We start from the raw sequence: 24,106 nt of genomic DNA on the forward strand, positions 1-24,106 counted from the left end.
GGTGACGCCGCGCGCACGGGTATCGCCGCTTTCCACCGGTTCGGAGTGCCGCAACCGACCCGGCCGCGCCCTGTGGGACTTCCGATGGCCATGTTCGCCCCATCGCGGACTGCGGCGCCGATGTACTTCACCTGCACAACCATGGACGACGGGGGCCGGCTATCCGACAGCGCCCCGCTCAAGGCTCTGAGATGGCCGGCTGGGACGCCGGTGGAGATCGCGGCCAACATCGCAGCGCAGGTGATCCTCGTCCGACGCGGCGGGCCGCTGTCCATCACCCGCAGGGGTCTGCTTCGCCTTCCGGCAGGTATCCAACACGCCTGCGAACTTGAACCTGGGGCGAGGCTCTTCGTCGTCGCGCTGCCCGACAACGATCTGGTGCTCATCTACACCAACAGGGCAGTCGAAGCCATGCTCCTGGCCTACAGCGCCACACTCACAGACACGGCCGCCCCACATGGCCGATGACAACCCCACGGGCGCACCCGCTGACGTCCAGGCGGTCAAGCTGCTCCTTGAGCGCCTGGGTGTCACTGCGGAGCAACTGTTCGACGGCCCCGCTCGGGCAGCCGTGCCAATGCCGACGGTCTACGAATACGTCCAACGCGTGGCCAAGGCCGTCACTCCCGGAACGCGACGGGTCTATGAGACCTACTGGAATCGAACCTGTGAGATCTGGGGACACCGGCGTCTCGACGAACCGACCGCGCTGGAGATCCACCAACTCGCCGAACAGGTCAAAACCGAGGTCGTCATCCGCCGCAACGCCCGAGGCGGGCGCAGCGCCGCAGAGCACCTCATCGCCGCTCTGCGGTGTCTCTACCACTACGCCGAACTCGACCAGCTCATCGATGAACGCGACAACCCCGCAAGTCGCGTCGACAAACCCCGCAGGCTTCCCAGTACCCGCCGCGCACTCCTGGATAACCAGCTCGCCGAGATCAACGAAGTAGCGTCCACCACCGGCAACGACCCGGCCCTGGACACGCTCCTGTTGCGGACCCACACGGAGACCGCCTGCCGCCGGGGTGGCGCACTCGCGCTGCGCCCGTTCGACCTCGACGAAGAGCAGTGCCTGATCCGACTACGGGAGAAAGGGCAAACCGAGCGCTGGCAGCCGGTGACCCCCACCCTGATGGGCTGCCTTCTCGACCACGGACGCAAACGTGGCGACGGCGACCCATTCGGGCAACTGCTGCGCTACGACACCGGCAAACCGATCACGGCCCGCCGCTACGACCACCTCTGGGGCCGCATCGGAAAGCACCTGCCCTGGGTGGCCACCCAGCAGGTCACCATGCACTGGATCCGCTACACCACCCTCACATGGGTCGAACGCACCTTCGGCTACGCCGTCGCCCGCGCCTACGCCGGACACAACGGCCGCCGCGACAGCGGCAGCACCGCCACCTACGTCCGCGCCGACGTCTACGAAGTCGCCCTCGCCCTGGCCACCCTCGCCGGCGAAGCCCACCCCCTCGTCCCAGACGGCTCCGGGTTCCCAGCCAGCGCACCCCGTGCGATCACCTGAGTCGACTACCAGCGAAGGCGGCTGGAGTTCCGAAGAGCTCCGGCAAGTAGGCCCGTCGACTGAGAAGTCGAGGGGCCTACTGCGCCTTGAATAGTGCCCTGGGCTCCGCAACGAACGGTCGCTCCACAGGCAGTCCTCCGTCAGTACATCAGCGGATGCTTCTCGCCCGTCAACGCGGAGAGCGCGACGGCGACCTCCTGTAGATCAGCCTTCACATAGACGCCCGTGCTACCCGTATCTCCACCCGTCTCCGCATGGCCCGCGTAGGCGCGCGCGACCGCGTGCCCGAAATTGCGCTCCACCCACGTCAACACCGTGTGCCGCAACCAGTGGGTACTCACCCCCTGCGCCGCCGCCCACGGCAAGTGCCGGGCAACGCGCACCCACAGGTGGTCATAACGCCGGTACGTGATCGCCCGCCCGTCCCGGTACCGCAGCAACTGCCCGTCCACCGGCGCCCGACGCTCCTTGCCATGATCGACCAGGGCGGCCATCAGCGTCGGGGACACCGGCTGCCAGCGCACCGTGCCGCCCTTCTCCCGCAGCCGGATCAGACACTGCTCCTCGTCGAGGTCCGACGGCCGCAACGACAGAGCGCCACCGCGACGGCAGGCCGTCTCCGTATGAAGCCGCAAGATCAACGAATCCAGGGCCGGGTCATCACCTGTCGTCGCGGCGATCTCGTTGATCTCCGACAGGCGATGGTCCTGCAAGGCCCTTCGCGTGCTCGGGAGCCGCTTGGGCTTGGCGACCTTCTGTGCGGGGTCATCGGCCTCGTCGATCAGACCCTCGGCGACCGCCTTCTTGTACAGGCACCGGATCGCCGCGACGTAGTTCTCCACCGCGCCCCGGCCGTCCCGTCCGTTCTTGCGCGTGACCCGCTCTTCCCGGATCTGCGCACCGAGACGTTCGAACTCCAACGGGGTCGGCTCGTCCAGGCGTCGGTCACCCCACCGCTCCACGATCCGTTTCCAGTACGTCCCGTAGGTCCTGAGCACGCCGGGACTGACCGTCGCGGCGACCTTGGGAACGAACTCCGCGAACGTGGGTATCGCCGGCCGGTTGGCGGCGGCACCCTCCACCAGGTCCGCCGGGGTGAGCCCCATGCTCGCTAGCACCACCAGGGCAGCGGCGACCTTCCGCGTACTTCGCCCGCGATATCACCCCAAAATGATCTACCCGCTGGTCCTTGACTGCGCCGCCGACGATATCCCCGTAGCGGTGACCTGCCGGGTGTTGGGCTTTTCCAAGCAGGCGTTCTACCAGTGGAAGGCCGAACCCGTCAGTCAGCGTGACTGGGACGACGCCCACCTGATCAACGCCGCCCTCGACGTTCACCGCGACGACCCGGCCTTCGGATACCGGTTCATCGCCGACGAACTCGCCGCCGCCGGCCTGGCCGCGGGCCGTAACCGGGTCGCCCGGCTCTGCTCGGCGCAGCAGATCTGGTCGGTGTTCGCCAAGAAGAAGGGCTGCACCACCCGGTCCGGGCCGCCGGTCCACGACGACCTGGTGGCTCGCCGGTTCACCGCCCAGGCACCGAACACCGTATGGCTGACCGACATCACCGAGCACCCCACCGCTTGGATTCCAGCAGTCGTCGCAACACTCGTAGGAGGTCGTTGCGGTGGCAGGTCGCAAGTACAGCGAGGAGCAGAAGCAGAGGTTCTTCGATCTGGTTGATCGTGGGGGCACGGTTCGGGCAGCGGCCGTGGCGGTTGGCGTGCATCCTGATGCGGCTTACACGTGGTTGCGGCAGGCTGGTCTCACGACGCGGCGAGAGACGCCGAGGGTGTACTCGGAGGCGGAGAAAGCCCGGTTCTTCCGGCTGCTTGCTGAACGCGGGAACGTGTCGGCGGTGGCGCGCGAGCTCGGTTTCACGCGCGTCACGTGCTACAAGTGGGCCCACCAAGCGGGCGTGTTCACGAGCGAGGCCAGGCGAGTGAACCCGCGACGCGAGGATTCTGCGGTTGCGTGCCGAGGGACTGACACGTGGTCAGGCGGCCGAGCGGGTACGTGCCGACAAGCGCTCCGCGGCGGACTGGGACAAGGGCATCACGATCGTCCATCGAGGACGCGTCTATCCCGACGGTAGGGTCGTGCGCTACCCGGAGCCGATACTGGCTGACGTGAATTCGCCGCGCATGGCCAACGTCGTGGGAGGGAAAGTCGATCTCGCCCGTGTCGAGAAGGTGATCCATCCGCGCTATCTCAGTCTGCTCGAACGCGAGCAGCTCCATGACTAGCATCGGGCGGGGGTGTCGATCCGGAAGATCGCCGCTGAGCTTCAGCGTTCACCGTCGACGATCAGCCGTGAGCTGCGGCGCAACACGGTGTCCTCGCGCGGGTATCTGCCCCACGCGGCGCACCGGGCGTCTGTTCAGCGCCGGTCACGACCGCGAGAGCCGAAGCTCCTGACGAACCTGCGACTGCGCGAGTATGTCCAAGCGAAGCTGACCATGAGATGGTCGCCCCAGCAGATCAGCCACCGCCTGATCAGGGACTTCCCCGATCACTCGGACATGCGGGTGAGTACCGAAACGATCTACCAGGCGATCTACATCCACGCCCGCCACGAGCTCAAGCGAGAACTCGCCCGACAGCTACGCCGCGGCCGCGCCGCCCGCAAGCCCCGCAGGGCCTCCGACGCACGCCGCCCGAGATTCATCGACCCGATGACGCCGATCACGATGCGGCCACCGGACGTCGAGTTCCGCACTTCGCCCGGCCACTGGGAAGGCGATTTGATCATCGGGGCCGGAGGCAAATCCGCGATCGCGACACTGGTCGAACGGGCCAGCCGCTTCGTCATGCTCGGGCACCTCGGGTCCGGGCGCAGCGCTGACACGCTGCGCGACAGCCTCATCGCCACCGTCGCTCATCTCCCTGCGGCGCTGCGCGGCACCCTCACCTGGGACCAGGGCGCCGAGATGGCCGAACACCGGGCGTTTAGCGCCGCGACCGCCATGAACGTCTACTTCTGCGACCCGGGATCGCCCTGGCAGCGGGGCAGCAACGAGAACACCAACGGCCTGCTACGCCAGTACTTTCCCCGCAACAGCGACCTCCAGGCTCACGACCTGGCACGGCTTCAGACGGTCGCGGACGAGCTCAACACCCGGCCGCGACCGTCACTCGACTGGGACACCCCCACCGAACGACTGGCTGCTTTACTGGAAGCCTCATAACCCAACCGTTGCGACGACTGCTGGAATCCAAGCCGGTGAGGGCAAGCTGTACCTGTGCGCGATCAAGGACATCTGGTCCAACCGGATCGTCGGCTACTCCATCGACGACCGGATGAAAGCCAGCCTCGCCGTGACCGCGTTGAACAACGCGGTCACCTCCCGCCGACCGGCCATCCGCACCGTGGTGCACTCCGACCGCGGTAGCCAATTTCGGTCCCGGAAATTCGTCAACGCGTTACACCGCAACGGTTTCGCCGGCTCAATGGGACGGGTCGGAGCCTGCGGTGACAACGCCGCGATGGAGTCTTTCTTCGCGCTCCTACAGAAGAACGTGCTCGACCGGCAACGCTGGGCCAGCCGGGCCGAGCTGCGCCTGGCGATCATCACCTGGATCGAACGCACCTACCACCGACGCCGACGTCAGACCCGCCTCGGACACCTCACCCCGATCGAGTTTGAGACACTACACAAGGCCACACACCCGGCCTGACATGCGCTAACCCCGAAGGTCAACCAAACCGGGGGCAGTCCCGTCTGTGCCCTGCGGGCGCGTGGGGCGCGTCTGCCCGGCAAGGCTGGGAGTCCGGCCTCGGCAGGAGCTGCGGACCTGACCGTGCGGCAGTCAGGGTGATCCCGATGGTTGTCGAGACTTGCCGGACGGTGAGCGGTCAGCGGTGCGGAGAGTCCGCGGGCTGGTCAGAGGTCTGACACACCGGTGCAAAGGTAGTAGTTCGTGGCCGAGCTCGTTCCCTGGCTGTTGGTGAAGTCGACCCGGATGGTGCCGCGGTGGCCCAGTGAGCACCCGATTGCGGCGGAAGTCGCGTCGTTGAACCGGGGCCACGGAGTTCCGTTGTGACTCCAGCGAATCGTCGGTGCGTCGGGTGAGGAATGGTCGAGGTAGCAGCGGATGTTCAGTCTGCTGTCGTTGCCGCACTGCACGGTGAAGGCCGGCCCGCTGACGGCGTGGGCGCCGGCTGGGGTCGCGACCGTCCCGGCGAGCGCGAGAGGGGCCGCGAGCACTACGGCGGCTCGGAGGAGGGCGGGGTGCAGGTTCATGGGTGCTGTCCTTTCGTCGGGGCGTGCGGTACCAGGCAGGGGAACGCCGGACGGGCGGCTTGGTAACGGGCTCTGTAGTCCGTGGAGCGACCGCGGTTGGATCGGGGTGAGTCATTGAGCATTGGCGATGTTTGACGTAGCTGAGTCCATATTGGACTAACATTTGAAATTTCTCAACACTAACCCGGATTCACGTTTGTGACTTCGTCGCGATCGGCGTCCTGGTGCGCGTCATGCGCAAGGCGCGCGGCGGCGGGCACATCGTCCTGGCCGGGATGTGGCCTTGGGGCTCATAGGCCCTCACCGTCACCGGCATGGGCGAAACCCTGCCGATGCCCACCATCGACACGGCCTGGGCCCACGTCCTGGCGGGTTGACAGGGCTTCTGGTGCCAACCTCAGCCTCGTACAGGTGCCGACGGTTCGGCTGCGGCGCTCCAGCAGGACCACGTCGCGCCACCGCCCGTGGTGGATGCCGGCCTTCTCCCGGGTGCCGATCACCTGGAACCCGGCGCGGGCGTGCAGGGCAAGGCTGGCGGTGTTCTCCGGGAAGATCCCCGACTGGATCGTCCAGATCCCCGCCGCCTCCGTCGAGGCGATCAGCGCGTTGAGCAAGCCCGAACTCACCCCTCGACCTTGTGCGTCGGGGTGCACGTAGATGCCGTGCTCGACGACGCCGGAGTAGACCGGGGGGCCGAGGTCGCCGCGGCGGCCACCCATCCGAACACCTTTCCGTCCGTGTCGACGGCGACATGTCGGTGCCCGGGCAGGCGGGCCGCGTCGAACGCTTCCCAGGTGGGGGCGGTGGTCTCGAAGGTGGCGTCACCGGTGTCGATGCCAGCCTGGAAGATGCCCAGGACCGCCGCCGCGTCGGTGGCAAGCATCAGCCGGATGGCGATCACGTCAGCACCCGCCGGGGCGGCCCATCACGACGTCGGCGGCGGTCGGGAACTGGTCCACGCAGGCGGTGTTCACCCGGTACCGGCGGGAGTTGCCCACCGCCTCGACGAGCACGAACCGCACATCGGCCGGGATCTTCAGGTGCTGCGACACCGTCGACTGCGCCACGCCGACGACCGCGACGATCTTACCCACGCTCAACGCGTCGCCGTGACGGGCGAGCAACTCCAGGATCTGGATGCGGGTCGGATCCGACAGCGCCCGAAACCATGACGCGTACTCTTCCGCCGTAGCCCTGGCCAGCAACTCCACCACACGCCCCCTATCATCATCGTTCATCGCCGATTGACGATCGTGCTCCTCGTATCCTTCTCCGGCCAGGCTGGCCGGCTCAGGTCCGGGCCGGAGTCTGGCGGTCGACGGTGCGGGTGGTGAGATGGCGGCGGAGAGCGGTGGCGATGCGGCGGGCGTCGTGGCCGACGCCGCGCAGGGTGGCCGAGGCGAAGCCGTACTGCCACTCCAGCCCGCAGTACGCCAGGCCCGGCACCGTCGTGGACACGCCCCGGCGGTGCAGAGGGCGGCCGGCGTCATCGAGAGGGCCACGTCCGTCGGGCCCGCGCAGATCGGTGAGGTGCTCGACGGAGGGGCGGTAGCCGGTGGCCAGGATGACAGCGTCGACCGGCTCGCGCGTACCGTCCGCCCACACCACCTCGCCCGCGTCGAGGTGATGGAACATCGGCCGCCACCCGGGACGGGCAGCGGCCAGAGCCGCACGGTAGGCACCGGCGTCGAGGACCGAGACGGGCCGCCCGGCCAGTCGTTCGCCCAGGGGGAGGCGTTCGACGCCGGACCAGTGCAGCCAGGCGTGCACGTCCACACCCAGGGGCCGTTGGGAAATGAACCTCACCGGGGTCCGCGAGGTCAGGGTGACATGGGCGTGGTCGGCGAGTTCGACGACGATCTGCACGGCGGAGTTGCCGGCCCCCAGCACAAGGACCCGCCGTCCGGCGAACTGCTGCGGGGAGCGGTAGTCGGCCGAGTGCAGCACCACGCCCCCGAACGTGTCGAGTCCCGGGAGGGCGTGAAGGTGGGGACGTCCGAAGCCGCCGGTCGCGGAGACCACGCTGGCCGCGCTCATCCGCCGCCCGTCGGCCAGGTCAACAGCGAACACGTCGCCGGTGGCGGCGACGGAGATGGCGGTCGCGTTGGTCTCGATCGGCACGTCGAGGCCGGCGGCGTACTCGGCGAGGTAGGCGATGACCTCATCGCGTGTCGGGTACCGGCCCGGGTTGCCGCCGAAGGGCTTGCCGGGCAGGCTGCTGTAGCGGGTGGGCGAGAACAGGGTGAGGCTGGCGTAGTACCGGCCCCACGACCCGGTCGGCGTCGCATCGGCCTCCAGGATCCGGGCGGTGAGGCCGGCGCGGCGAAGGTGATGAGCGGTGGCGAGGCCTGCCTGGCCACCGCCGATGATCAGGGTGTCGAGGAGTTCCATACCCACCATCATATCGTCACTTCGGGAAATGACGATATGATCGTGGGGTTAGGATCGGCACCGGACACCGAAGGGGGAAACGTGGACACTGCGGCGGGGCTCACCGACTCGACCCGCGACTTCCTGCGTGCCCTGGCCAGTGACACCCGGATGCAGATCGTGTTCCTGTTCGCCGACGGCTCGTCCCGCTCGGTCGGCGAGATCGCCACCGAACTGGGCATAGGACAGTCCACGGCGTCTGAGCAGCTCGCCCTCCTGCGCCGAGGCGGCGTGGTCCGCGCCGACCGCGAGGGTAAGACGGTGAACTACCGCGCCGACCCCGACGGCATCCGCGCGGCCCTCGACGAACTCCAGGTCCGTCTGGCGGCCTGCTGCCCGCCCGGCACCTGACGGTCATCCGGGCTGGATCCCGACCAGGTTCCGCACGGCCGCCACGATCAGCGCGGTCGCCGCGAGCAGCACGGCGAGGTTGACCCGGTCCAGGGTCTCCGCCGGAGTCTGGTAGCCCACCGCACCCGACACGGACCGAATCCACCGACCTCGCCGCAGGCAGTCAGCTTCCCCCCGACGGCTGGACGAGCCAGCGACCAGCTCGCGACCCACGATCAAATTAAGATCACAAATACGTTGCTTCTTTCCGGATGGTCTACCTACGCCAACCCGCCCACGCGCCCACGAACGCCCAGGCCCGCGGGAGTGTCTTCGCGGGTAGTGGCTGGTTCTCGCCCGGCACTGGCGGCGGCGTCGCCATCGTGACCATCGATGGGTGAAGGCGTGGGTGTGGGCGACAGCGATCAGGTGTGCGGTGTGGTGGCGTCGCCGGCCGCGACTCACGGCACAGTGGCGATGTTCGGGGCCGGCGCGGTCACGTGTGGAGGCCGACTGTCGGGTCACGCTCGACGTGGGGTCTGACACCTCACGCCACCTCGTCGAGGGTTCGTCGTGGTTCTCGGTGATCTTCCGTCACCAGGGGTGTAATGGTGGCTCGCGCGGCCTGGTCGGGTCTGCGCCGCAGCGCGGAACGTGTCTCTTCGAGGGGTCGAGATGACGCCGTGCTGCGAACCGCCGGACGAACCACCAGCCCGGCGGGAGCCGGCTCACTGGGACACTCAGAGGTCTCCGGCCGTGGCGGTGCCGGTGGTCGTCGCGTTCGACGGCGGCGAGGATCTGGTCGTCGTGTTCGACGCGGCGTGGGCGGTGTAGGACCGGGCCTGTGAGATCGGCCGGGCGCTGACGCCCCGCCCGTTCAGCTCCCGCAGCGTGACCTGGTCGTGTTCTGCGAACGCGTCGATAATGTTGATCATGTTGAACTGGAGGGCTGAGGTTCGCTCTTGACATGCCGGTGGGTCCGGCATGAATGATGGGTAGGTCTGAACGTCAAATAGCGGAAAGGGTGGGTTTCTCCGCAGGTGCGCGCCTGCCTCAGGAGAGCCTCTGGAGGCATGTCTGCTGGGCGGTCAGCGCACCATCGAGCGGCGACCTGGCCTGTCTTTCGATTCCCGCAGGAGGATTCGATGTCGCACGCGTCCACCGCCCGCACCGGCACCGGGGCCGGCCCGGATGTGTACTCCGCCAGCCAGAGGGCCTGGTTTCGCGCCATCGGTCCCCACCGGTACCGGGAGGACCTGCGAGCCCGGGCCGAACCTGGCACGTACCCCGACCCCTACGGTGACGGAACCACCGTGTTCACCGTCGCCCACGGCGAAGTGTCCGCGACCAGGACTCTCCTGGATCGGGTCGACCCGGTCAGGGCGCCCACCGGCTGGCTGTATTACTGCGCCCGAACCCGCCAGTTCACCCGGCGCCCCGACGCGGACCTGAGCTACCTCACCACGATCGACGACAAGACCGACTGAGGGCAGCCGCCGAACTCGGTCGGACACGACCTGATCATCACCCGCCCATGCGGGCCCGCCGGTGTCGCGACTCCGACGTACCGACACCGGGCAGTTGGGGTATAACCCCAGTGGGACGAGTTGAAGAAAGTACCCGTACAACGGGGAACACGCCGCCCCACAGGCCGCCCCACATCACCTGACGTGGGGCGCCCTGCACTTTTCCGACCGAACCACGGAAACGCTGGAGATGTACACCCTCGACCACAAGCCGACCAGGCCCGTCGGGTCCAACGAGACGATCACACTCCCGGACACCTCGACCCCCACAGGGACGAGCTCACGGGGTGCGTGGTGAGCTGGTCTGGGGTGTTTTACCAGATGATGGTGCGGTCGGAGACCAGGGTTGCGACGGCGTTGATGGTGTCGGGAGTAGTTGGGGTGGCTTTTGGCCAGGCCCTGGTAGCCGGCGTCGACGAGGATCCGTACATGCTGGTAGGCGTCGAGCAGGGCGTCGATGCCCTCCATGCGCACCGCGGTGTGGTCGTGCACGCGACCGGGCCGGTGCGCACCACACCACAGTGTCGCGCCGGCGCCGTCACTGATGACGGGTCTTGATCGTGTTCTGGCGGGCTTTGCCTAACACGAACGCCTTGCGCCCGCCACGGCCCGCCTGGGGCGGCGGACTTTAATCTCGGTAGGGTCCATGCGCAGCGTCACGCCTTCGGCTGCGGCGAAGGCGAACACATCAGCCAGGGTCCGCAGCCGCACCCCGGTCGCGGCGGCGACCCGCGTCCGGCCAACAGCGGCCGGACCTGCCCGTTAGCCCTGGTCACGGTGGTCCGGTCAACCCGAGCGCGACCACGAGGGCTTGTGCGACAAACCCGTCCGCAAGTGGGCGCGCGTGATCACCACCCGGTCCGCCTGTCGCAGCGGCAACCGCCGCCCGGCTCCAGCCGAGCGTCCCCGGCCGCCGCCCCGCCGCGCGTGCAAACGCCCCTCTCGGTCAGCGGCCCACCCCGGTCCGACCTCGGCCAGAAGCAAACGCAGGTGCCGCCGCGAGATCCCAGTAAACGCCGCATGACTGAACATCCGACGGGCCCAACGCAGATGCATCCACACAGGATCACCCCCCTGGGGGCACCACGCCACGTACCCTGTTGCGCACACGATCGTTAGATGTGCGGGCTATTCGGCGGCTGGTTCTTGCGGCTGTCTCGGGCGTTGGATGTGGCTTCGATGACGCCGGGGACGTGCCGGGGGCCGTCGGTTAGGCGGCGGGCGTCCAGTACGTCGAAGCCCGCCGCGTGCAGGAGCGCCCGGTACTCCTCCTCGGTGCGGTCGTGGCCTTCGAGTTGCACGAGCATCAGCAGGTCGACGAGGTTCACGTCGTCGGTGACGAGGTCCTCGACGACCAGGAGCCTGCCGCCCGGCTCCATGGCCGCGCGGACCCGGCCCAGGATGGTGAGCGCGTTGGCGTCGTTCCAGTTGTGCAGGACCCGGGCGAGGATGTAGGTGTCCCCGCCTTCGGGGACGGCGTCGAAGAAGCTGCCGGGGACGAGGTCGACGCGGTCGGCGAGGCCTGCGTCGGTGAACAGTTCGCGGGCCTGCTCGACGGCCGTGGGCAGTTCCTGGAGCACGCCGCGCAGGTGCGGGTTGTCGGTGAGGACCTGGGCGAGGAGCCGGCCCGTGCCGCCGCCGACGTCGATGACGACCTTGGACCCGGCCAGGTCGCAGGTGTCGATGATCTCGGGGATGTGGTTGCGGCTCATCGACTTGTTGAAGGTCCGGGCGGCCTCGACGTTGTCGTTGAGGTAGTCGTAGATCGGTTTGCCGTTGACCTTCTCGAACCCGGAGCGTCCGTGCAGCAGCGGGTGCATGATCTCGGCGAGGGACCGGAACACGTCCTCGCCGTAGATCATGGCCGTGCCGTGCATCGAGCTCGGGGTGCCGCTGCGCAGCAGCTCGGTGACTGGTGTGAGCGCGAAGCTGCCGGGCTCGGGCTGTTCGAGCAGATCCAGGTACACCAGGACGCGCAGCAGGCGGTGCAGGGCCCGGGGCTGGGCCCCGCACGCCTCGGCGAGTTCCCCGACCGGTCGCGGGCCGTCGGCGAGGAGGTCGGGAATCCCCAGCTTGGCCAGGGCGTAGCACGCCTGGGCGACCGAAGGGCCCTGCAAGATCGAGAGGAGTCGTCCACGAGGGGTCGTCACGAGTTCACCTTGTTCGTCAAATAGGCCGGCCCGAGAACACAACCCCGAGCGCGACCACTATAAACGAACGCAGCGGTGTTGCCCGTTGAAAGCAGAAGGCTGCAGGGGCGACGCGGCGACCGGCGATTCGCTTCAGTGCCCTGCCACGGGGAGTCGACCTTGTTCACGGGCTCGTCGTCCGGCAGGTTCGGGTTGACCACGTGGGCATCGATACCCGAGCCCACCTGCGGGTGCGTCCGACGCGGATTCGTTGGCCCGCGACCATGGTGACGTCGTCGGTCTGGACGTTGCGTTCAACGCGGACAGTCCCCAGCTCGCCGCAGCGCACGGACGTGAGGACCTAGGCGTGCGCGCTGGCGGCGATCAGATCGAGGGTGAGGGCTGCGACGGTGGCCGGGGTGCTCTACGTGGTGGCGCGGATCTTCGCGGCGGAGGCGCGCGTCGGGCCGTCGAGCCGGTCAGGCTCGTGAGGCCAGAACTTCATGCACTCGTCGGTGCAGGGCCGCGATGGTGGTCGACGTTGGCAGCGGGAGCCGCTCGGGTGGGACGGCGGCGAGCTCGGGGACCACGAGCGTCCAGTTGGAGGGTTCTCAGGGTGACATCCGCAGTACTGCGGATGTCACCCTGAGGCCAGGACCATGTGGTCGGGCCGGTAATTCCCACCGTCGGGTTTCGTGGGCTCAGCCTGCGATGCTGAACTCTCCGCCCGCGGCGATGAGCGAGACGCTGCTGAGCACCGTCAGGGGCCCGGTGATCACGGTCCGGTTGCTCGTGGAGCCGTCGCCGAGCTGACCTGAGGCGTTGTATCCGACGCTGCGGACCCGGCCGTCGCGGGTCAGGACCAGGCTGTGGTGGCTGCCCGCGGCGATCGAGCGGACGTTGGTGACGGTGTCGAGGAAGATGGCGGTGGGACGGTTGGTGGTGGTGCCGTCGCCCAGTTGGCCGTAGTTGTTGTAGCCCCAGGTCTTGACCGTGCCGTCGCCCAGAAGTGCCAGGCTGTGGTTGGCCCCGGCGACGATGTCGCGGACGTTGGTGACCCCGTCCACGGTGACCGGTGTGGTGCGCTGGGTGGCGGTGTTGTCGCCGAGTTCGCCGTTGGCGTTGTAGCCCCAGGACCGCACGGTGCCGTCCCCGAGTCTGGCGAGGCTGTGGCTGGCTCCGCCGGCGATGCCCCGGATGTTGGCGAGGCCGGTGACGGTCACGGGCGTCGAGCGGTTGGTGACGCTGCCGTCGCCGAGTTGGCCGTTGGCGTTGTAGCCCCAGGTCTTCACGGTGCCGTCGGCGAGCAGTGCGAGGCTGTGGTGGTTGCCGGCGGCGACGGCCACGACGTTGGTGAGCCCGGCGACGGTCACCGGGTTGTACCGGTTGGTCAGCGTGTTGTCGCCGAGTTGGCCGTACCCGTTGTAGCCCCACGCCCGCACCGTGCCGTCGGACAGTAGGGCCAGGCTGTGCTGCACGCCGGCGGCGACGGCGACCACGTCGGTGAGATTCTGGACGGTACCGGGGACGGAGTAGGCGGCCGAGGCGCCGTTGCCGAGTTGGCCTTCGGCGTTGCGTCCCCAGCTCTCGACGGTGCCGTTGGAGAGCAGCGCCAGCGAGTGGTAAAAGCCGGCGGCGACGGCGGACACGTCCCCGCCGGTGAGCCCGGCCACCGTGGCCGGGGTCAGACGGGTGGCGGTGCCGCTGGTGTCGCCCAGTTGCAGGTTGGCGTTGTTGCCCCAGGCCTTGACGCGGCCCTCCTGCGCGGAGGCGCCGGTGGCGGAGAACGCCAGGGTGCCCACCGTGGCCAGGAGCGCCACCAGACCTGTGATCAGGGGCCGTCGGTGCACGTTCGAATCCATAGAGTTCGCCTCTCGGATCGGGGCGTGCGAGTCTCCCGTGGACGCAGACCAGCATCACCCAAAGTAATGACATGTATGCGTATCGTAATCATGTGGCGGACCCATGATGGGGAAACATCAAATTCGGCTGCCGGAGACAGTGCCGCCAGGACGCCGGGGGTCGACGCGGACGGGAGGTCGACGTATCAGCCGGGTTCCTGGCCGACGAGCTTCACGTCGTTCGGGCAGGGGCGGGGCCTACCTGCTAGCCACCAGGTGGTGAATGGGGGCGTGATCGCCGGGGCCGTCCTGGTGGCGGACCTGGAGTTCCCGCTGCCTGCGATAGCGAGTCGAAGATCCATCCGGGAAGGGTGCCAGGTCCGATTTCAGGTCTGGCCCGGCACCCCGTCGGATTTGGCGACCACCGGTCAGCTGAGCGTATGTCAGCCAACGGCGTGCCAACCGCGTAGCTTTCCTGGTCCCGGTTCGCCGTGGCGTCCGCCTCTCCCCGCCTTCGGCAGGCGTTGCGGGTGGCGCGCGGGGCCTGGCGGTGGCGGCTACGCCTTGATCGTCTTCCAGAAGGTGACGTCGCTGGAGCGGTTGAAGTAGGCGTTGGTGCATACGTCGTAGAGGGCGTTGGTTTCGGTGCTGACGTTGTTGGTCTCCAGGAATCCGCCGTTGTCGCCGTAGGTGTTCCACAGCAGGATCACGTCGCCGAGGCGGATGTTCTGGTCGCCGGGAGAGGAGGTCTGGGCGAAGATCCGCCAGCGGCCGGTGCCGGGTGCGCGGTCGCGGGCGGCGGAGGTGGACACGTCGTACTTGGCGCCGGCGGTCTTCTGGGCGGCGCTGGCATGGTTGTTGGTGTCGAGGTAGCCGCCGTCTCCGCCGTAGAGGTTGCGTAGGTGGATCAGGTCTCCGCTGACAACGGGCTGGCCTGCGGCCTGTCCGGTGGCGGAGAGGATCTCCCAGGTGCCGGTACTCTGGCCCCGGGTGGGGGTGGCGGTGGTGGAGACCCGGTACTTCCCGCCGGTCTCAGTGCTGTGGTTGTTGGTGTCCAGGTAGCCGCCGGCCCAGGCGTTGTAGCCGTTCTGAAGGTGCACCCGGTCGCCGTACTTGAGCTCAGTCATCGATCCTCCATGGGTGTGCCAGGGGTCCACGAGGCCAGGCGCCAGGAACATGTCCATGTATGCCCGGCTGTTACCCACACATCTGTTCATAGCGTGATCGTTCAGACAAGAGGTGTTCTGCTGATGAAAACCCGACAGAAGTCCGCGCGTTGAAGGCCTTCCGCAGCGCAGGATCTGCGTGCCAGCAATGTGGGGCAGTACCGTTGTCCGCAACCGATGCGTCTGCGTATCCGCCCTCATCCCCCTGCGGCGGGCTGGCGCGCGAAGTGGTTGCTGCGGGATGTTCAGCGCATCTGTTGCCTATCGCCATGCCTACACCCACACACTGCGGCGTAACCGATCGGCATCAGCCCGGACGGCGACCAGGTGGTTGCACTCCAGTGAGGACCCGGCAGCCTCCCAAGCGCTGACAGCCCGCTGACCGCCAGTCGCCCGCCGTTCGTCAAGCGGGACCAGGACCAGTGAACACGGTGTTCCCTGCGGACCTCCGTCGGGGGATAATTCGCCCGTTCCTCTGTTGCCCGTACCTGGAAGTTGACTTCCTCCATCCGGGTTCGGCCCGGTCTGCGGTCGCGACCGTCAAGGGCGGCAGCCAGGTCCTACCGTCTCCACTCGCGCAACCGCCCGGCACCCAGTTGAGGGTCTGAGCCGGCACTGACATGCCGCACACGGCCGAGCGAGGCATGGTTCGAGCGGTGCTAGGTGCAGGTGACCAGGATGACTGACAGGACGTTGCACGTGGCGCTGTCGGTGTCGTTGGCTGGATCGGTATCGGTCGGCGCGGACAGGGTGCGGACGCCGGTGACGGTGACCTGCCCGAGGGACAGCAGGTGCAGCGGTACCCGGAACGACTTGTTCGCCGATGTTCCGCTACTGACCGGCCCGAAGGCGCAGACGACGGTGCCCGTCGAGGCGGCGCAGCCGGAGGAGGGGTTGGTGGCGGTCACGCCGGCGGGCAGGGACGCGGTCAGTGTGGCGTAGTCGGCGTTGTTGGGCCCGTCGTTGTGGGCGGTGAGGGTGTAGGTCAGGTACGGCACCAGAATTCCCAGGTGGGGCTGGGCGGTGACCGTGGTGACGATGTCGGCGGTGGCCGGGGTCTGGACGGTGTAGGTGCCCTGGCCGTTCTGGACGCCGTTCCAGTCGTAGTTGACGACGGAGCCGGAGGTCATTGCCGTGCCGGCGGGGGCGGCGGGGTCCATCAGGAGCCGCACGCCGATGGTGGAGCCGTCGGGCCAGTAGTAGCCGGGCCTGGTGCCGGTTTCGGGGCAGGTGAGGGCCTTGGCATCACCGCTGAGTCCGCACGGGATGGCGCCCGGGCCGCCGTTGTAGGTGTAGGAGTCGCGGCTGAAGGTCGTGTTCCCCGGCGCCGTGAAGGTGATCTTACTGACCTGGTCGCTCGCGGAACCGAGGATGAAGGTGACCTCGCCGGACGTTCCGCGGGCGAGGGTCGGCACGGTCGGCTGGGAGACTGTGACCGTCGCCAACGCTGGGGCGGCGGTGACGACCAGGGCCGCCACGACGAGCGCCGCGGTGGCACCCGCCTGGGCGATACGGCGGGACAGTCGTCCACGTGGTGATACCGGGACGGCGGCGAAGAAGAATCTCAATGTGACTCCCTTGTCGTGATGGGGTTGACGCGGCTGGCCCCGCACATCACGACACGCAACCGGCCGCCAGTAAGGAACGACCTGGGCATCAGGAAGGGGAAGACCACAGCCTTCGCCGTCACGTCGATACTGTCCGGGCCATTAACAGCCGAGACACAGCGTATATCGAACAACTTCACAAGGTGATCTGCAAAGGTGGCAGATCAACGACAACAAAGTCAACTCACCGAATCTTGATCGCCGCCGGCGGTGCCGACGATTACGGGGCCGGGGACACGCCACGCCCGGCACGGCCGAAACCCGCTAGCGACCCGGCCCACGCTGCTCGAGTCTGAGGGTCTGCGGTCAGAAGCTGGGTCGGGTACCGGGCCCGCGCCGATGGCGTTCGTCGCGACGGCCGGCGCGGTCTCGGGCGTTGGCGGCATGGTCGGCAAGGAGCGGCCAGCGCAGATCCTCGACGGCGGCGTGCGCGCGGTCACTGCCGTCGACGTGCGAGCGCGCCAGCTCCCGGTTCACCCATCACGACGGCTTACTCTGGAACAACGTGATTGTGTGGGGCAACGCCAAGAAGCGGGTCCTGACCATCTGCTCCCCACTCAACGATCCCAGCCACGGTCGCAGACGGCGGCTGCGCCCCCGTCGCCACCGGAGGCTGGGGCAAAATCCGGATCGAGCAGTAGCCCGCCAGCGGCAGCCGCGAGCCGCACCGGGAGCGGCGAACACAGCGCTTTTGACCAATACCCGATAGATAGCGGCGAATTGTTGTCGGATGCCTTGACCATAGTAGAACTGGTCAATACAAGGAGTAGCCATGTCGCGCCGAATCCCCTCACTCCTCTGCACACTCGCACTAGCCGTCACCGCCGGCCTGTTCACTGCCGGCCCCGCCCACGCCGCCCCGCTCGACCTGACCTGCGCGCCGCCGAGTAGCAACGTGACCTCCTACAATCCGCCGCTCACCCTGTCTACGACCGGTACCGTCCAGGTCGACACCACCGTCGCCTACGGACCCTGCGTGTCGGCGTCGCACCCCGCCATCGTCTCGGGCCTGCGCCAGACCTCGTTCCCCGTCGCCGACGGCTGCAACGACCTGCTCGGCTCCGGCACGATCACCTACACCATCACCTGGAACACCGGCCAGACCAGTGCCATCACCACCAATTTCACCGCCACGGTCGCCGGAGCCGCGTTCGTCGTCGTGGAGACCGGTACCATCACGTCCGGACTGTTCGCAGGGGACACCATCGTGCAGAACTTCACGGGCCCGAGCACCAACATCACCCTCTGCCTCCTCGGTCTGGGTACTGTGCCGAACATCTACGCCGTGGGCACGGTGGCGATCACATAGGCGACCCGGTGTCAATGTTCGCGCCCGGAAGACAATGTCGGATGACCACTGCGGCAGTAGTCAGGGGAAGTGCCGGATTCCTCGCGACAACCCCAAGATCACGAAAAGGGCCATACAAGAGCAGGGCCTAGAAGCCTGACTCGGTGGTCAACACGATCGGGTCAAGTGCCTCCATCGCCTCGGCGAGGGTGCCGTCGGGGTCGTAGGCGGTGACGACGTCTTCATCCAGATCACGCTCGACTACCGAACACGATGCCACCGCCGCTGACGCAAAGGCCCGCTCGCGAACAGGCTGGGCGTTTGATCTTGTGCCGTCATGTCTCGGCCCCGTGGTTCGTGGTGGCTGTCGGCAGCCGGGTGGTCGGGTTCAGGCGAACGGTGATACGCAGTAGCCGAGGACGATCACGAACAGCACCGCGGCGGTGCGCGGGAAGACCGTGCAGAGTTGTCGGAGGTCGTCACCGTGCTGCGAACCGCCGGACGAACCACCAGCCCGGCGGGAGCCGGCTCACTGGAACACTCTGACGTCTCCGGTGGTCGTCGATGTCGACGGCGGCGAGGATCTGGTCGTCGCGATCGCTCGGCGCGGGTGGAACAGGGCCGGACCCGTGAGATCGACCGGGCGCTGACGCGATGCCCGTCCATGCCGTCGATGGCGTCGTCCCCGTTCGGCCGCGGCCGGTGCGCCGGCACATGTGCCGTAAGGCTCGGGGCTGGCTCACTCGTCGTCGCCGACCTCGTCCTGGACCAGCTCGACCTGGGCCACCAGGGCGGAGGCCAGGTCGCGCACCGCGGCGATCCCGCCGTAGGGGTCGGCGTCGTCGGCCGGGTGGAACGTCTCGGACCTGGGCGCCTCCCACAAGATGTCGAAGTAGTTGTAGAGCGCCTGGCGGGCGGCGAGCTGGGCGGACCTCGCGGTAGGGGTCAGCTCCCGCAACGCGACATGGTCGTGCTCGGCGAACGCGTCGATGATGTCGATCATGTTGAACTGGTGATCGGCCCCGGCGGTCTCGCGCGGCTCGTCCTCGTCGATCATGTGTCACCCTTCCCGCAATGTCGATTGTGGTCGATAAGTCAGCCTACGAGACGCGGCGGATACACCCCGGTTCCCCTCGCGCGGGAGGCGTGCGGTCGCCGCAATCCCGTGCCTCGTCGAAGTCGGCGGGCCGCTGGGGTGCCGGGGGTCTACACGGCGGCCGGCCGGAGGATGTGCGCGGGATGTGTGCCCCTGCTCGGGCCGTTCATTGTGGTCACGGCCGGGCGTGGGTGTGAATGCCGGCTGCGCCTATGTGGAGGCCGCGGGCGTCACGTCCGTGGGGGATTGAGGTTCACTCTTGACGGACTGGTGGGTTCGGCCTGAAAGTGGGGGCTCTGACCGTCAGGTGATGGAAAGTGCGTGATCACCGTCGCCCACGGCGAGGTGTTCGCGACCAGGACTCTCCTGGATCGGGTCGATCCGGTCAACGCGCCCGCCGGTTGGCTGTAGCGCCGCGCCCGAACCCGCCCGTTCGCCCGGCGCCCCTACGCGGACCTGAGCTACCTCACCACGTTCGACGACAAGGGCGACTGAGGGGGTAGTCGCCGAACCCCGACGGACATGATCTGATCTTCACCCGCCACAAGCGGGCCACGCCGGTACCCCGCCTCCGAGGTACTACTCCGGCCTGCTGGGGTATAACCCAGTGGGACGAGTTGAAGAAAGTACCCGTACAGCGGGGAACACGCCGGCCCGCATGCGGCCCCACAACAGGTGGTGTGGGGCCGCATACGCCGTTCCCGGCCGAACCCCGGAAACCGCGGGAGAGGTGTATATCCCCAGGGCCCCGGCTTCAAGTCAACCGGGTCCGTCGGGTCCAGCGAGACGGGCACGCTCCCGGACACGTCCACCGCCTGCCCTTGATCTGGTCCGTTAGCCCGGGGGCTGGTTCCCGAGGAATCTGGGGGATCGCCAGAAACGGGGGAGCATCCGATGTCTGATCTGACAATGGGCGAAGTTCACGGAGCTGGACTCGGACCTGGCGGGATCAATGCCGCCGATGCCTTGCTGGTGCGGCCGTTGGCGGACCGGGCCCGGGCTGGAGGGCTGCGGCACGCGGAGGAGGCGGATTGTTGGCCCGGCTGACAAAGGAGGCGATCGAGGGCGAGACGGACGACCATCTCGGCTACAGGCCTCACCCATGTGGCGGGGGACTGCGAGGCCGTGTGCGGCACGCCATTCTCCCGCCGGTGCGGTCGGGTTGCGGGCCACAGCTGAGCAGCTCGACCAGGCGCAGGACAGCGACCTGCAGGTCCCTGGGAAGTCAGCGTTCTGACGCCATCGGAATGGGCGCTCTGAAGTGTCCAGACTGAGACAAGACGTCTTCTCGTGGACGGGAAATGGCGAAGCCCCGACCGTGAGACCAGCGATAAGGGCAAGAGGTTGTGGCAATATGCCCGGGCCGAGCGTAGATCGGCGACTGACATGTCCAGCGGAGAGGTATCGCTTGGCGACAGCGAGCCGTCCGGACCGCTGATCTGTCTGCGCCTCGGTGAGGCCCGAACCGACACTCCCGATCACCGCGAGCAGCCCCTCAGCGTCGTACGCGCCGGCACCAGCGACCGGAACAGCACCTCGATTCGGGCCGGCTCCTGGTAGCCACGGGTAGTGGAGCGTGCTGAGTGTTTGCGGGACGGCCCGGACGGCCATTGCGAGGAGCTTTGGAGAGTGCCGGGGCGCCTAGCTGTAGACCTGATACACCAAAGGCGATAGGGCGGGGTCAGAGCCTTCTACTGAACCTCGGTTGTCCAGCTGCTGAGGGTTTCGTCCCGATTGCGAAGCCCCGAGCGATACGCCGATGGGCCGGGCGGCCTCATCGGCGCCCGGCCCGTCTCACTACTGGTTGGTGCTTTCCGGTAGTACCAGTTCTTCCTGGCCGTCGGCTCCGATCACGATGTTGCCGAGGGCGGGTTTGCCGGCGTGGGTGTACGTGTGGGCGATGACTCCGGCGGCGGTGGACTGGACGTCGGTGAGCTGCCATGCGGCTGGGGCGGTGCCGGCCTCGAAGAGCCGCTGGCCCTTGCCGAGAACGACAGGGAAGGTGAGCAATCGCAGTTCGTCGACGAGCCCGGTGGCGAGCAGCGTCCCGAGGAGTCGGCCGCTGCCGTGCACCTGCAACGCCTGGCCGGGTTGGGCCTTGAGCTTGGTGACCTCCTCGACGAGGTCGCCGGTGAGCAGGTGCGAATTCGCCCAGCCCAGTGTGGTCAGCGTGCTCGACGGCACGTATTTGGGCAGGGTGTTGAGTTTCGCGGCGATCGGGTCGTGCGGGTCGGTGACGTTCGGCCAGTGTGAGGACAGCAACTGGTAGGACTTGCGGCCGAGGAGAAACGCGTCGGCGTCGGCGAACCACTCCACGACGATCCGGCCGAAGCCCTGATCGGCGTAGGGGATCAGCCAGCCACCGAGGTCGAAGCCGCCGGTAGGGTCCTCCGTCGGGCCTCCGGGGCCCTGCAGGACACCGTCAAGGGAGACGAACGTGGTCGCGGTCAGTTTCATGGTGGTGCCTTCTCGTCTGGTACGAATAGTTGGTCGTTAGGTTTGCGGGTAGGGTGACCTGGGTGGTTCCCGTCCTCGGCGCGCGTATGCGATGGGTACCCGTGGTCTGTCCTGGTGGAACATCGGCTATTCCTTGCCGTGTGGGCGCAGATCCAGGACCACCGCGCCGGTGCTGAAGGTCGTGGTGCCAGCGAGAGTCCACGAGCTGGCCGGGCAGCCCTCGCCGAACAGGCGCTTGCCTTGGCCGACGACGACGGGGTGGACCCAGAGCTTGAGCTCGTCGACGAGGCCCAGTTCGATGAGGGAGCAGGTCAGGTCGCCACTGCCGTACACCAGAAGGTCGCCCTGGGTTTTGAGCTTGGAGACCTCGGTGGCCAGGTCGCCGCGGACCACGGTGGCGTTCCATCCCAGTTCGGTCAGGGTCGCAGACACCACGTGCTTGGCGATGGTGTTCATCCGGACGGCGAACTCGCCCTCGGACTCCTCCATCCGCGGCCAGGCGGCGGCCATGCCCTCATAGGTGACCCGGCCCAGCAGCAGGGCATGGGCTGCGAACAGCTGACCGTGGGCGTAGCGGGCGTGGTCGGCGTTGAAGTACGGGCCGGTCCAGGTGGGGTTGTCCGTCACGCCGTCGAGCGACACGAAGGTCAGGGCGACGATCTTGCTCACAGCCGGCTCCTCGGAATATGGATCAATCGGCTGAATGCAGAGGCTTCCGCGCCGTCGTGATCAGCCTGCCCGGCCAAGATCAGCCAAACAACGAGTGATACTGAAACCCGTGTTTAACCAGGTTCAACACAGAAGGAGGTCGCGCGATGCTCGAACGTCTGGAGCTGGAGGCGTTCCTCACCCTTGCCGAAGAGCTGCACTTCGGGCGTACCGCCGAGCGTCTGCACGTCACGACCGGCCGGATCAGCCAGACCATCAAGAAGATCGAACGCCAGGTCGGCGCGCCGCTGTTTGACCGCACCAACCGTAGCGTCCGACTCACTCCGCTCGGCCACCAACTGCGTGAGGACCTCCGTCCCGCCTATGAGCAGATCCGGGCCGGCCTTGACCGCGCGATCGTCAGCGTCCGCCAGGCCCGCGACGCGTTGCGGGTCAGCTTCGTCGGCGCCGCAGCCGGCCAGGTCGCCCACCAGACCGCCGACCTGTTCGCCCAGCGCGAACCCGGCTGGCTGGTTCAGGTCCGCGAAGCGCAGGTCGCCAGTGCCGTCGCGACGCTGCGCGCCGGCGACGTGGACGTCGCCGTGCTCAGCCTCCCGATCGCCGGACCCGACCTGGTCATCGGCCCGGTCCTCATCTCCGAGCCCCGGATGCTGGCAGTCCCCGCGAACCATCCCCTCGCGGGCCGCACCAGCGTGACGATGGAGGATCTCGCCGACGTCCGGCTTCTGCGGCTGGCCGGCGCCCTGCCGGGCGACTGGCCGTCTGACCGCTGGCCCGAACACACCCCCAGCGGCCGGACCATACCCGGCGGCCCCGCCTTCGAGACCTTCCAGGAGGCCCTACAGCTCATCGGCGCCGGCAACGGCGCGATGATCGTCGGCGCGCAGGTCACCCGCTTCTACACCCGGCCCGACGTCGCCTATCTCCCATTCTCCGACGCCGCACCGATCGACTGGGCCCCCATCTGGCTGCGGGCCAACAACTCACCCCGCATCCGCGCCTTCGCCCAGGCCGCCCGCGAGGTCGCCAACCGCATCTACCTCGCAGCCACCCACCAGTAGTAGCTGGCGCGCTGACCACCGCGCGCTCGCGACCGTCGCGGACATGCGCCAACTCGTTTGACTGCGCCTGACTCGCCTCTCGTAGAAGACCTCCGTTGCCCTTGGGTGACGCCCACCGCGCCCGGCCGGCTCACCCCGGCCCGGGGTCGATGCGGTTCCGGAACATCCGCCCGATGTCCGGCGTTTAACAACCAGTGCCCCGAGGTCCGGCAGGTCAGGCCCTCGCCGACCACCTGGCTCCCGCAACCGTCGGCCCGAGCCCTGCCACTATGTGGGCAAAACCGTGAACCGGTGCGTAACTCCTGGTAGTTCCCTGCGAGATCCACGGAGGTCAGCCCAGTCGGCCGGACATTCCGGATCGGTGGTACCGGTCACGTTCGTGGCGGACGTATACCCCGGGGGGTATGGTTGGGTCATGAGGATGACCGAGGCTCTGGCTGGCGACGCGCTGGTGCGTCTCAAGCGCGCGCAGGGACAGTTGGCGGCCGTGGTGGCGATGATCGAGGACGGCGACGACTGCCAGAAGGTGCTCACGCAGTTGGCGGCCGCGTCCAAGGCGATCGACCGGGCCGGTTTCAAGCTGATCGCGTCGGGGCTGCGGCACTGCAACGCGGCCCGTGAGCGCGGCGAGGAGCCCCCGATGACCGAGGAAGAGTTCGAGAAGCTGTTCATGGCGCTGGCCTGACGAGCGCCCGGCCGCGTGGGTCGGGCGTTTTCTTATCACGATCGCA

Annotated in this window: 23 protein-coding genes and 4 pseudogenes; 12 read left to right on the top strand and 15 right to left on the bottom strand. The window is 67.8% G+C overall.

Features of this window, described 5'->3' with window-relative positions; all coding sequences use genetic code 11:
* Nucleotides 1–210 precede the first annotated feature (210 nt).
* The gene (locus AB0M43_RS35765) at nt 211–468 is read left to right on the top strand and encodes a hypothetical protein (protein WP_363731388.1); all 258 of its coding nucleotides are present in this window, start codon (nt 211–213) and stop codon (nt 466–468) included.
* Complete coding sequence (locus AB0M43_RS35770; RefSeq protein ID WP_363731390.1) at nt 458–1,531, top strand: tyrosine-type recombinase/integrase; 1,074 nt, start codon at nt 458–460, stop codon at nt 1,529–1,531. The genes AB0M43_RS35765 and AB0M43_RS35770 overlap by 11 nt, the downstream gene beginning before the upstream one ends.
* Nucleotides 1,532–1,671: 140 nt before the next feature.
* Here the strand turns inward: AB0M43_RS35770 and AB0M43_RS35775 are convergent, their stop codons facing one another.
* Entirely contained in the window at nt 1,672–2,637 is a 966-nt protein-coding gene (locus AB0M43_RS35775; RefSeq protein WP_363731392.1) for a site-specific integrase, read from the bottom strand.
* A gap of 55 nt (nt 2,638–2,692) precedes the next feature.
* Between AB0M43_RS35775 and AB0M43_RS35780 the strand changes: the two are divergent.
* From AB0M43_RS35780 to AB0M43_RS35795, 4 genes and pseudogenes are all read left to right on the top strand, one after another.
* Nucleotides 2,693–3,112, top strand: a pseudogene (locus tag AB0M43_RS35780) (IS3 family transposase); the annotation flags it as partial.
* Nucleotides 3,113–3,158: 46 nt separating this feature from the next.
* Nucleotides 3,159–3,626 carry a helix-turn-helix domain-containing protein gene (locus AB0M43_RS35785; protein ID WP_363731394.1) on the top strand — a complete coding sequence of 156 codons (468 nt, stop codon included), beginning with the start codon at nt 3,159–3,161 and terminating at the stop codon, nt 3,624–3,626.
* Nucleotides 3,517–4,719, top strand: a pseudogene (locus AB0M43_RS35790) (IS30 family transposase). Before AB0M43_RS35785 ends, AB0M43_RS35790 begins: the two are co-directional and overlap by 110 nt.
* Before the next feature lie 37 nt (nt 4,720–4,756).
* Nucleotides 4,757–5,209: pseudogene (locus tag AB0M43_RS35795) on the top strand (IS3 family transposase); the annotation flags it as partial.
* 206 nt (nt 5,210–5,415) lie between these two features.
* On the opposite strand, the gene AB0M43_RS35800 reads toward AB0M43_RS35795, so the two are convergent.
* From AB0M43_RS35800 to AB0M43_RS35815, 4 genes and pseudogenes are all read right to left on the bottom strand, one after another.
* The gene (locus tag AB0M43_RS35800; RefSeq protein ID WP_363731396.1) at nt 5,416–5,775 is read right to left on the bottom strand and encodes a hypothetical protein; all 360 of its coding nucleotides are present in this window, start codon (nt 5,773–5,775) and stop codon (nt 5,416–5,418) included.
* 425 nt (nt 5,776–6,200) lie between these two features.
* Nucleotides 6,201–6,658, bottom strand: a pseudogene (locus AB0M43_RS35805) (N-acetyltransferase family protein); the annotation flags it as partial.
* 19 nt (nt 6,659–6,677) lie between these two features.
* Nucleotides 6,678–7,013: a metalloregulator ArsR/SmtB family transcription factor gene (locus AB0M43_RS35810; protein WP_363731397.1), complete on the bottom strand. Its 336-nt coding sequence runs from the start codon at nt 7,011–7,013 to the stop codon at nt 6,678–6,680.
* 52 nt (nt 7,014–7,065) lie between these two features.
* Complete coding sequence (locus AB0M43_RS35815; protein WP_363731398.1) at nt 7,066–8,166, bottom strand: NAD(P)/FAD-dependent oxidoreductase; 1,101 nt, start codon at nt 8,164–8,166, stop codon at nt 7,066–7,068.
* Nucleotides 8,167–8,247: 81 nt separating this feature from the next.
* Between AB0M43_RS35815 and AB0M43_RS35820 the strand changes: the two genes are divergently transcribed.
* Nucleotides 8,248–8,556 (top strand): metalloregulator ArsR/SmtB family transcription factor, encoded by a 309-nt coding sequence (locus AB0M43_RS35820; protein ID WP_363731401.1) that lies wholly within the window; start codon nt 8,248–8,250, stop codon nt 8,554–8,556.
* Between the two features lie 3 nt (nt 8,557–8,559).
* Here AB0M43_RS35820 and AB0M43_RS35825 read toward each other — a convergent pair whose 3' ends face one another.
* Together AB0M43_RS35825 and AB0M43_RS35830 are read right to left on the bottom strand one after the other, a co-directional pair.
* Nucleotides 8,560–8,688 carry a hypothetical protein gene (locus AB0M43_RS35825; RefSeq protein WP_363731403.1) on the bottom strand — a complete coding sequence of 43 codons (129 nt, stop codon included), beginning with the start codon at nt 8,686–8,688 and terminating at the stop codon, nt 8,560–8,562.
* 587 nt (nt 8,689–9,275) lie between these two features.
* Nucleotides 9,276–9,470, bottom strand: a complete 195-nt coding sequence (locus tag AB0M43_RS35830) for a hypothetical protein (RefSeq protein WP_363731406.1) — start codon at nt 9,468–9,470, stop codon at nt 9,276–9,278.
* A 210-nt stretch (nt 9,471–9,680) separates the two neighbouring features.
* Here AB0M43_RS35830 and AB0M43_RS35835 point away from each other — a divergent pair, with 210 nt between their 5' ends.
* Both AB0M43_RS35835 and AB0M43_RS35840 read left to right on the top strand, forming a co-directional pair.
* Nucleotides 9,681–10,022: a hypothetical protein gene (locus AB0M43_RS35835; protein WP_363731408.1), complete on the top strand. Its 342-nt coding sequence runs from the start codon at nt 9,681–9,683 to the stop codon at nt 10,020–10,022.
* A gap of 348 nt (nt 10,023–10,370) precedes the next feature.
* Nucleotides 10,371–10,619 carry a hypothetical protein gene (locus AB0M43_RS35840; RefSeq protein WP_363731410.1) on the top strand — a complete coding sequence of 83 codons (249 nt, stop codon included), beginning with the start codon at nt 10,371–10,373 and terminating at the stop codon, nt 10,617–10,619.
* 557 nt (nt 10,620–11,176) lie between these two features.
* Here AB0M43_RS35840 and AB0M43_RS35845 read toward each other — a convergent pair.
* From AB0M43_RS35845 to AB0M43_RS35860, 4 genes are all read right to left on the bottom strand, one after another.
* On the bottom strand, nt 11,177–12,211 hold the full coding sequence (locus tag AB0M43_RS35845; RefSeq protein ID WP_363731412.1) for a methyltransferase: 1,035 nt from the start codon (nt 12,209–12,211) through the stop codon (nt 11,177–11,179).
* A gap of 680 nt (nt 12,212–12,891) precedes the next feature.
* Nucleotides 12,892–14,040 (bottom strand): hypothetical protein, encoded by a 1,149-nt coding sequence (locus AB0M43_RS35850; RefSeq protein WP_363731413.1) that lies wholly within the window; start codon nt 14,038–14,040, stop codon nt 12,892–12,894.
* Between the two features lie 548 nt (nt 14,041–14,588).
* Nucleotides 14,589–15,158: a hypothetical protein gene (locus tag AB0M43_RS35855; protein ID WP_363731416.1), complete on the bottom strand. Its 570-nt coding sequence runs from the start codon at nt 15,156–15,158 to the stop codon at nt 14,589–14,591.
* A gap of 698 nt (nt 15,159–15,856) precedes the next feature.
* Entirely contained in the window at nt 15,857–16,765 is a 909-nt protein-coding gene (locus AB0M43_RS35860) for a hypothetical protein (RefSeq protein ID WP_363731417.1), read from the bottom strand.
* An 811-nt stretch (nt 16,766–17,576) separates the two neighbouring features.
* Here AB0M43_RS35860 and AB0M43_RS35865 point away from each other — a divergent pair.
* Nucleotides 17,577–18,113, top strand: a complete 537-nt coding sequence (locus tag AB0M43_RS35865; protein ID WP_363731420.1) for a hypothetical protein — start codon at nt 17,577–17,579, stop codon at nt 18,111–18,113.
* A 127-nt stretch (nt 18,114–18,240) separates the two neighbouring features.
* Here the strand turns inward: AB0M43_RS35865 and AB0M43_RS35870 are convergent, their stop codons facing one another.
* The 4 genes from AB0M43_RS35870 to AB0M43_RS35885 form a co-directional block, all read right to left on the bottom strand.
* Nucleotides 18,241–18,372, bottom strand: a complete 132-nt coding sequence (locus AB0M43_RS35870; RefSeq protein ID WP_363731423.1) for a hypothetical protein — start codon at nt 18,370–18,372, stop codon at nt 18,241–18,243.
* A 459-nt stretch (nt 18,373–18,831) separates the two neighbouring features.
* Nucleotides 18,832–19,149, bottom strand: coding sequence for a hypothetical protein (locus AB0M43_RS35875; protein WP_363731425.1), 318 nt, complete (start codon nt 19,147–19,149; stop codon nt 18,832–18,834).
* 1,836 nt (nt 19,150–20,985) lie between these two features.
* Nucleotides 20,986–21,645, bottom strand: coding sequence for a dihydrofolate reductase family protein (locus AB0M43_RS35880; protein WP_363731428.1), 660 nt, complete (start codon nt 21,643–21,645; stop codon nt 20,986–20,988).
* A 126-nt stretch (nt 21,646–21,771) separates the two neighbouring features.
* Complete coding sequence (locus AB0M43_RS35885) at nt 21,772–22,314, bottom strand: dihydrofolate reductase family protein (protein WP_363731430.1); 543 nt, start codon at nt 22,312–22,314, stop codon at nt 21,772–21,774.
* 146 nt (nt 22,315–22,460) lie between these two features.
* Between AB0M43_RS35885 and AB0M43_RS35890 the strand changes: the two genes are divergently transcribed.
* Nucleotides 22,461–23,375 (top strand): LysR family transcriptional regulator, encoded by a 915-nt coding sequence (locus AB0M43_RS35890; RefSeq protein ID WP_363731432.1) that lies wholly within the window; start codon nt 22,461–22,463, stop codon nt 23,373–23,375.
* A gap of 415 nt (nt 23,376–23,790) precedes the next feature.
* Nucleotides 23,791–24,060 carry a metal-sensitive transcriptional regulator gene (locus AB0M43_RS35895; RefSeq protein ID WP_363731435.1) on the top strand — a complete coding sequence of 90 codons (270 nt, stop codon included), beginning with the start codon at nt 23,791–23,793 and terminating at the stop codon, nt 24,058–24,060.
* Nucleotides 24,061–24,106 lie beyond the last annotated feature (46 nt).

The organism is Longispora sp. NPDC051575, from assembly GCF_040681875.1.
Taxonomy (GTDB): Bacteria; Actinomycetota; Actinomycetes; order Mycobacteriales; family Micromonosporaceae; genus Longispora.

What these genes read in the sequence shown, in the direction of transcription:
- AB0M43_RS35770 (WP_363731390.1), top strand. Translation starts at nt 458, where the DNA reads ATGGCCGATGACAACCCCACGGGCGCACCCGCTGACGTCCAGGCGGTC.
- AB0M43_RS35775 (WP_363731392.1), bottom strand. Translation starts at nt 2,637, where the DNA reads ATGGGGCTCACCCCGGCGGACCTGGTGGAGGGTGCCGCCGCCAACCGG.
- AB0M43_RS35800 (WP_363731396.1), bottom strand. Translation starts at nt 5,775, where the DNA reads ATGAACCTGCACCCCGCCCTCCTCCGAGCCGCCGTAGTGCTCGCGGCC.
- AB0M43_RS35810 (WP_363731397.1), bottom strand. Translation starts at nt 7,013, where the DNA reads ATGAACGATGATGATAGGGGGCGTGTGGTGGAGTTGCTGGCCAGGGCT.
- AB0M43_RS35815 (WP_363731398.1), bottom strand. Translation starts at nt 8,166, where the DNA reads ATGGAACTCCTCGACACCCTGATCATCGGCGGTGGCCAGGCAGGCCTC.
- AB0M43_RS35830 (WP_363731406.1), bottom strand. Translation starts at nt 9,470, where the DNA reads ATGATCAACATTATCGACGCGTTCGCAGAACACGACCAGGTCACGCTG.
- AB0M43_RS35835 (WP_363731408.1), top strand. Translation starts at nt 9,681, where the DNA reads ATGTCGCACGCGTCCACCGCCCGCACCGGCACCGGGGCCGGCCCGGAT.
- AB0M43_RS35855 (WP_363731416.1), bottom strand. Translation starts at nt 15,158, where the DNA reads ATGACTGAGCTCAAGTACGGCGACCGGGTGCACCTTCAGAACGGCTAC.
- AB0M43_RS35865 (WP_363731420.1), top strand. Translation starts at nt 17,577, where the DNA reads ATGTCGCGCCGAATCCCCTCACTCCTCTGCACACTCGCACTAGCCGTC.
- AB0M43_RS35875 (WP_363731425.1), bottom strand. Translation starts at nt 19,149, where the DNA reads ATGATCGACGAGGACGAGCCGCGCGAGACCGCCGGGGCCGATCACCAG.
- AB0M43_RS35880 (WP_363731428.1), bottom strand. Translation starts at nt 21,645, where the DNA reads ATGAAACTGACCGCGACCACGTTCGTCTCCCTTGACGGTGTCCTGCAG.
- AB0M43_RS35890 (WP_363731432.1), top strand. Translation starts at nt 22,461, where the DNA reads ATGCTCGAACGTCTGGAGCTGGAGGCGTTCCTCACCCTTGCCGAAGAG.
- AB0M43_RS35895 (WP_363731435.1), top strand. Translation starts at nt 23,791, where the DNA reads ATGAGGATGACCGAGGCTCTGGCTGGCGACGCGCTGGTGCGTCTCAAG.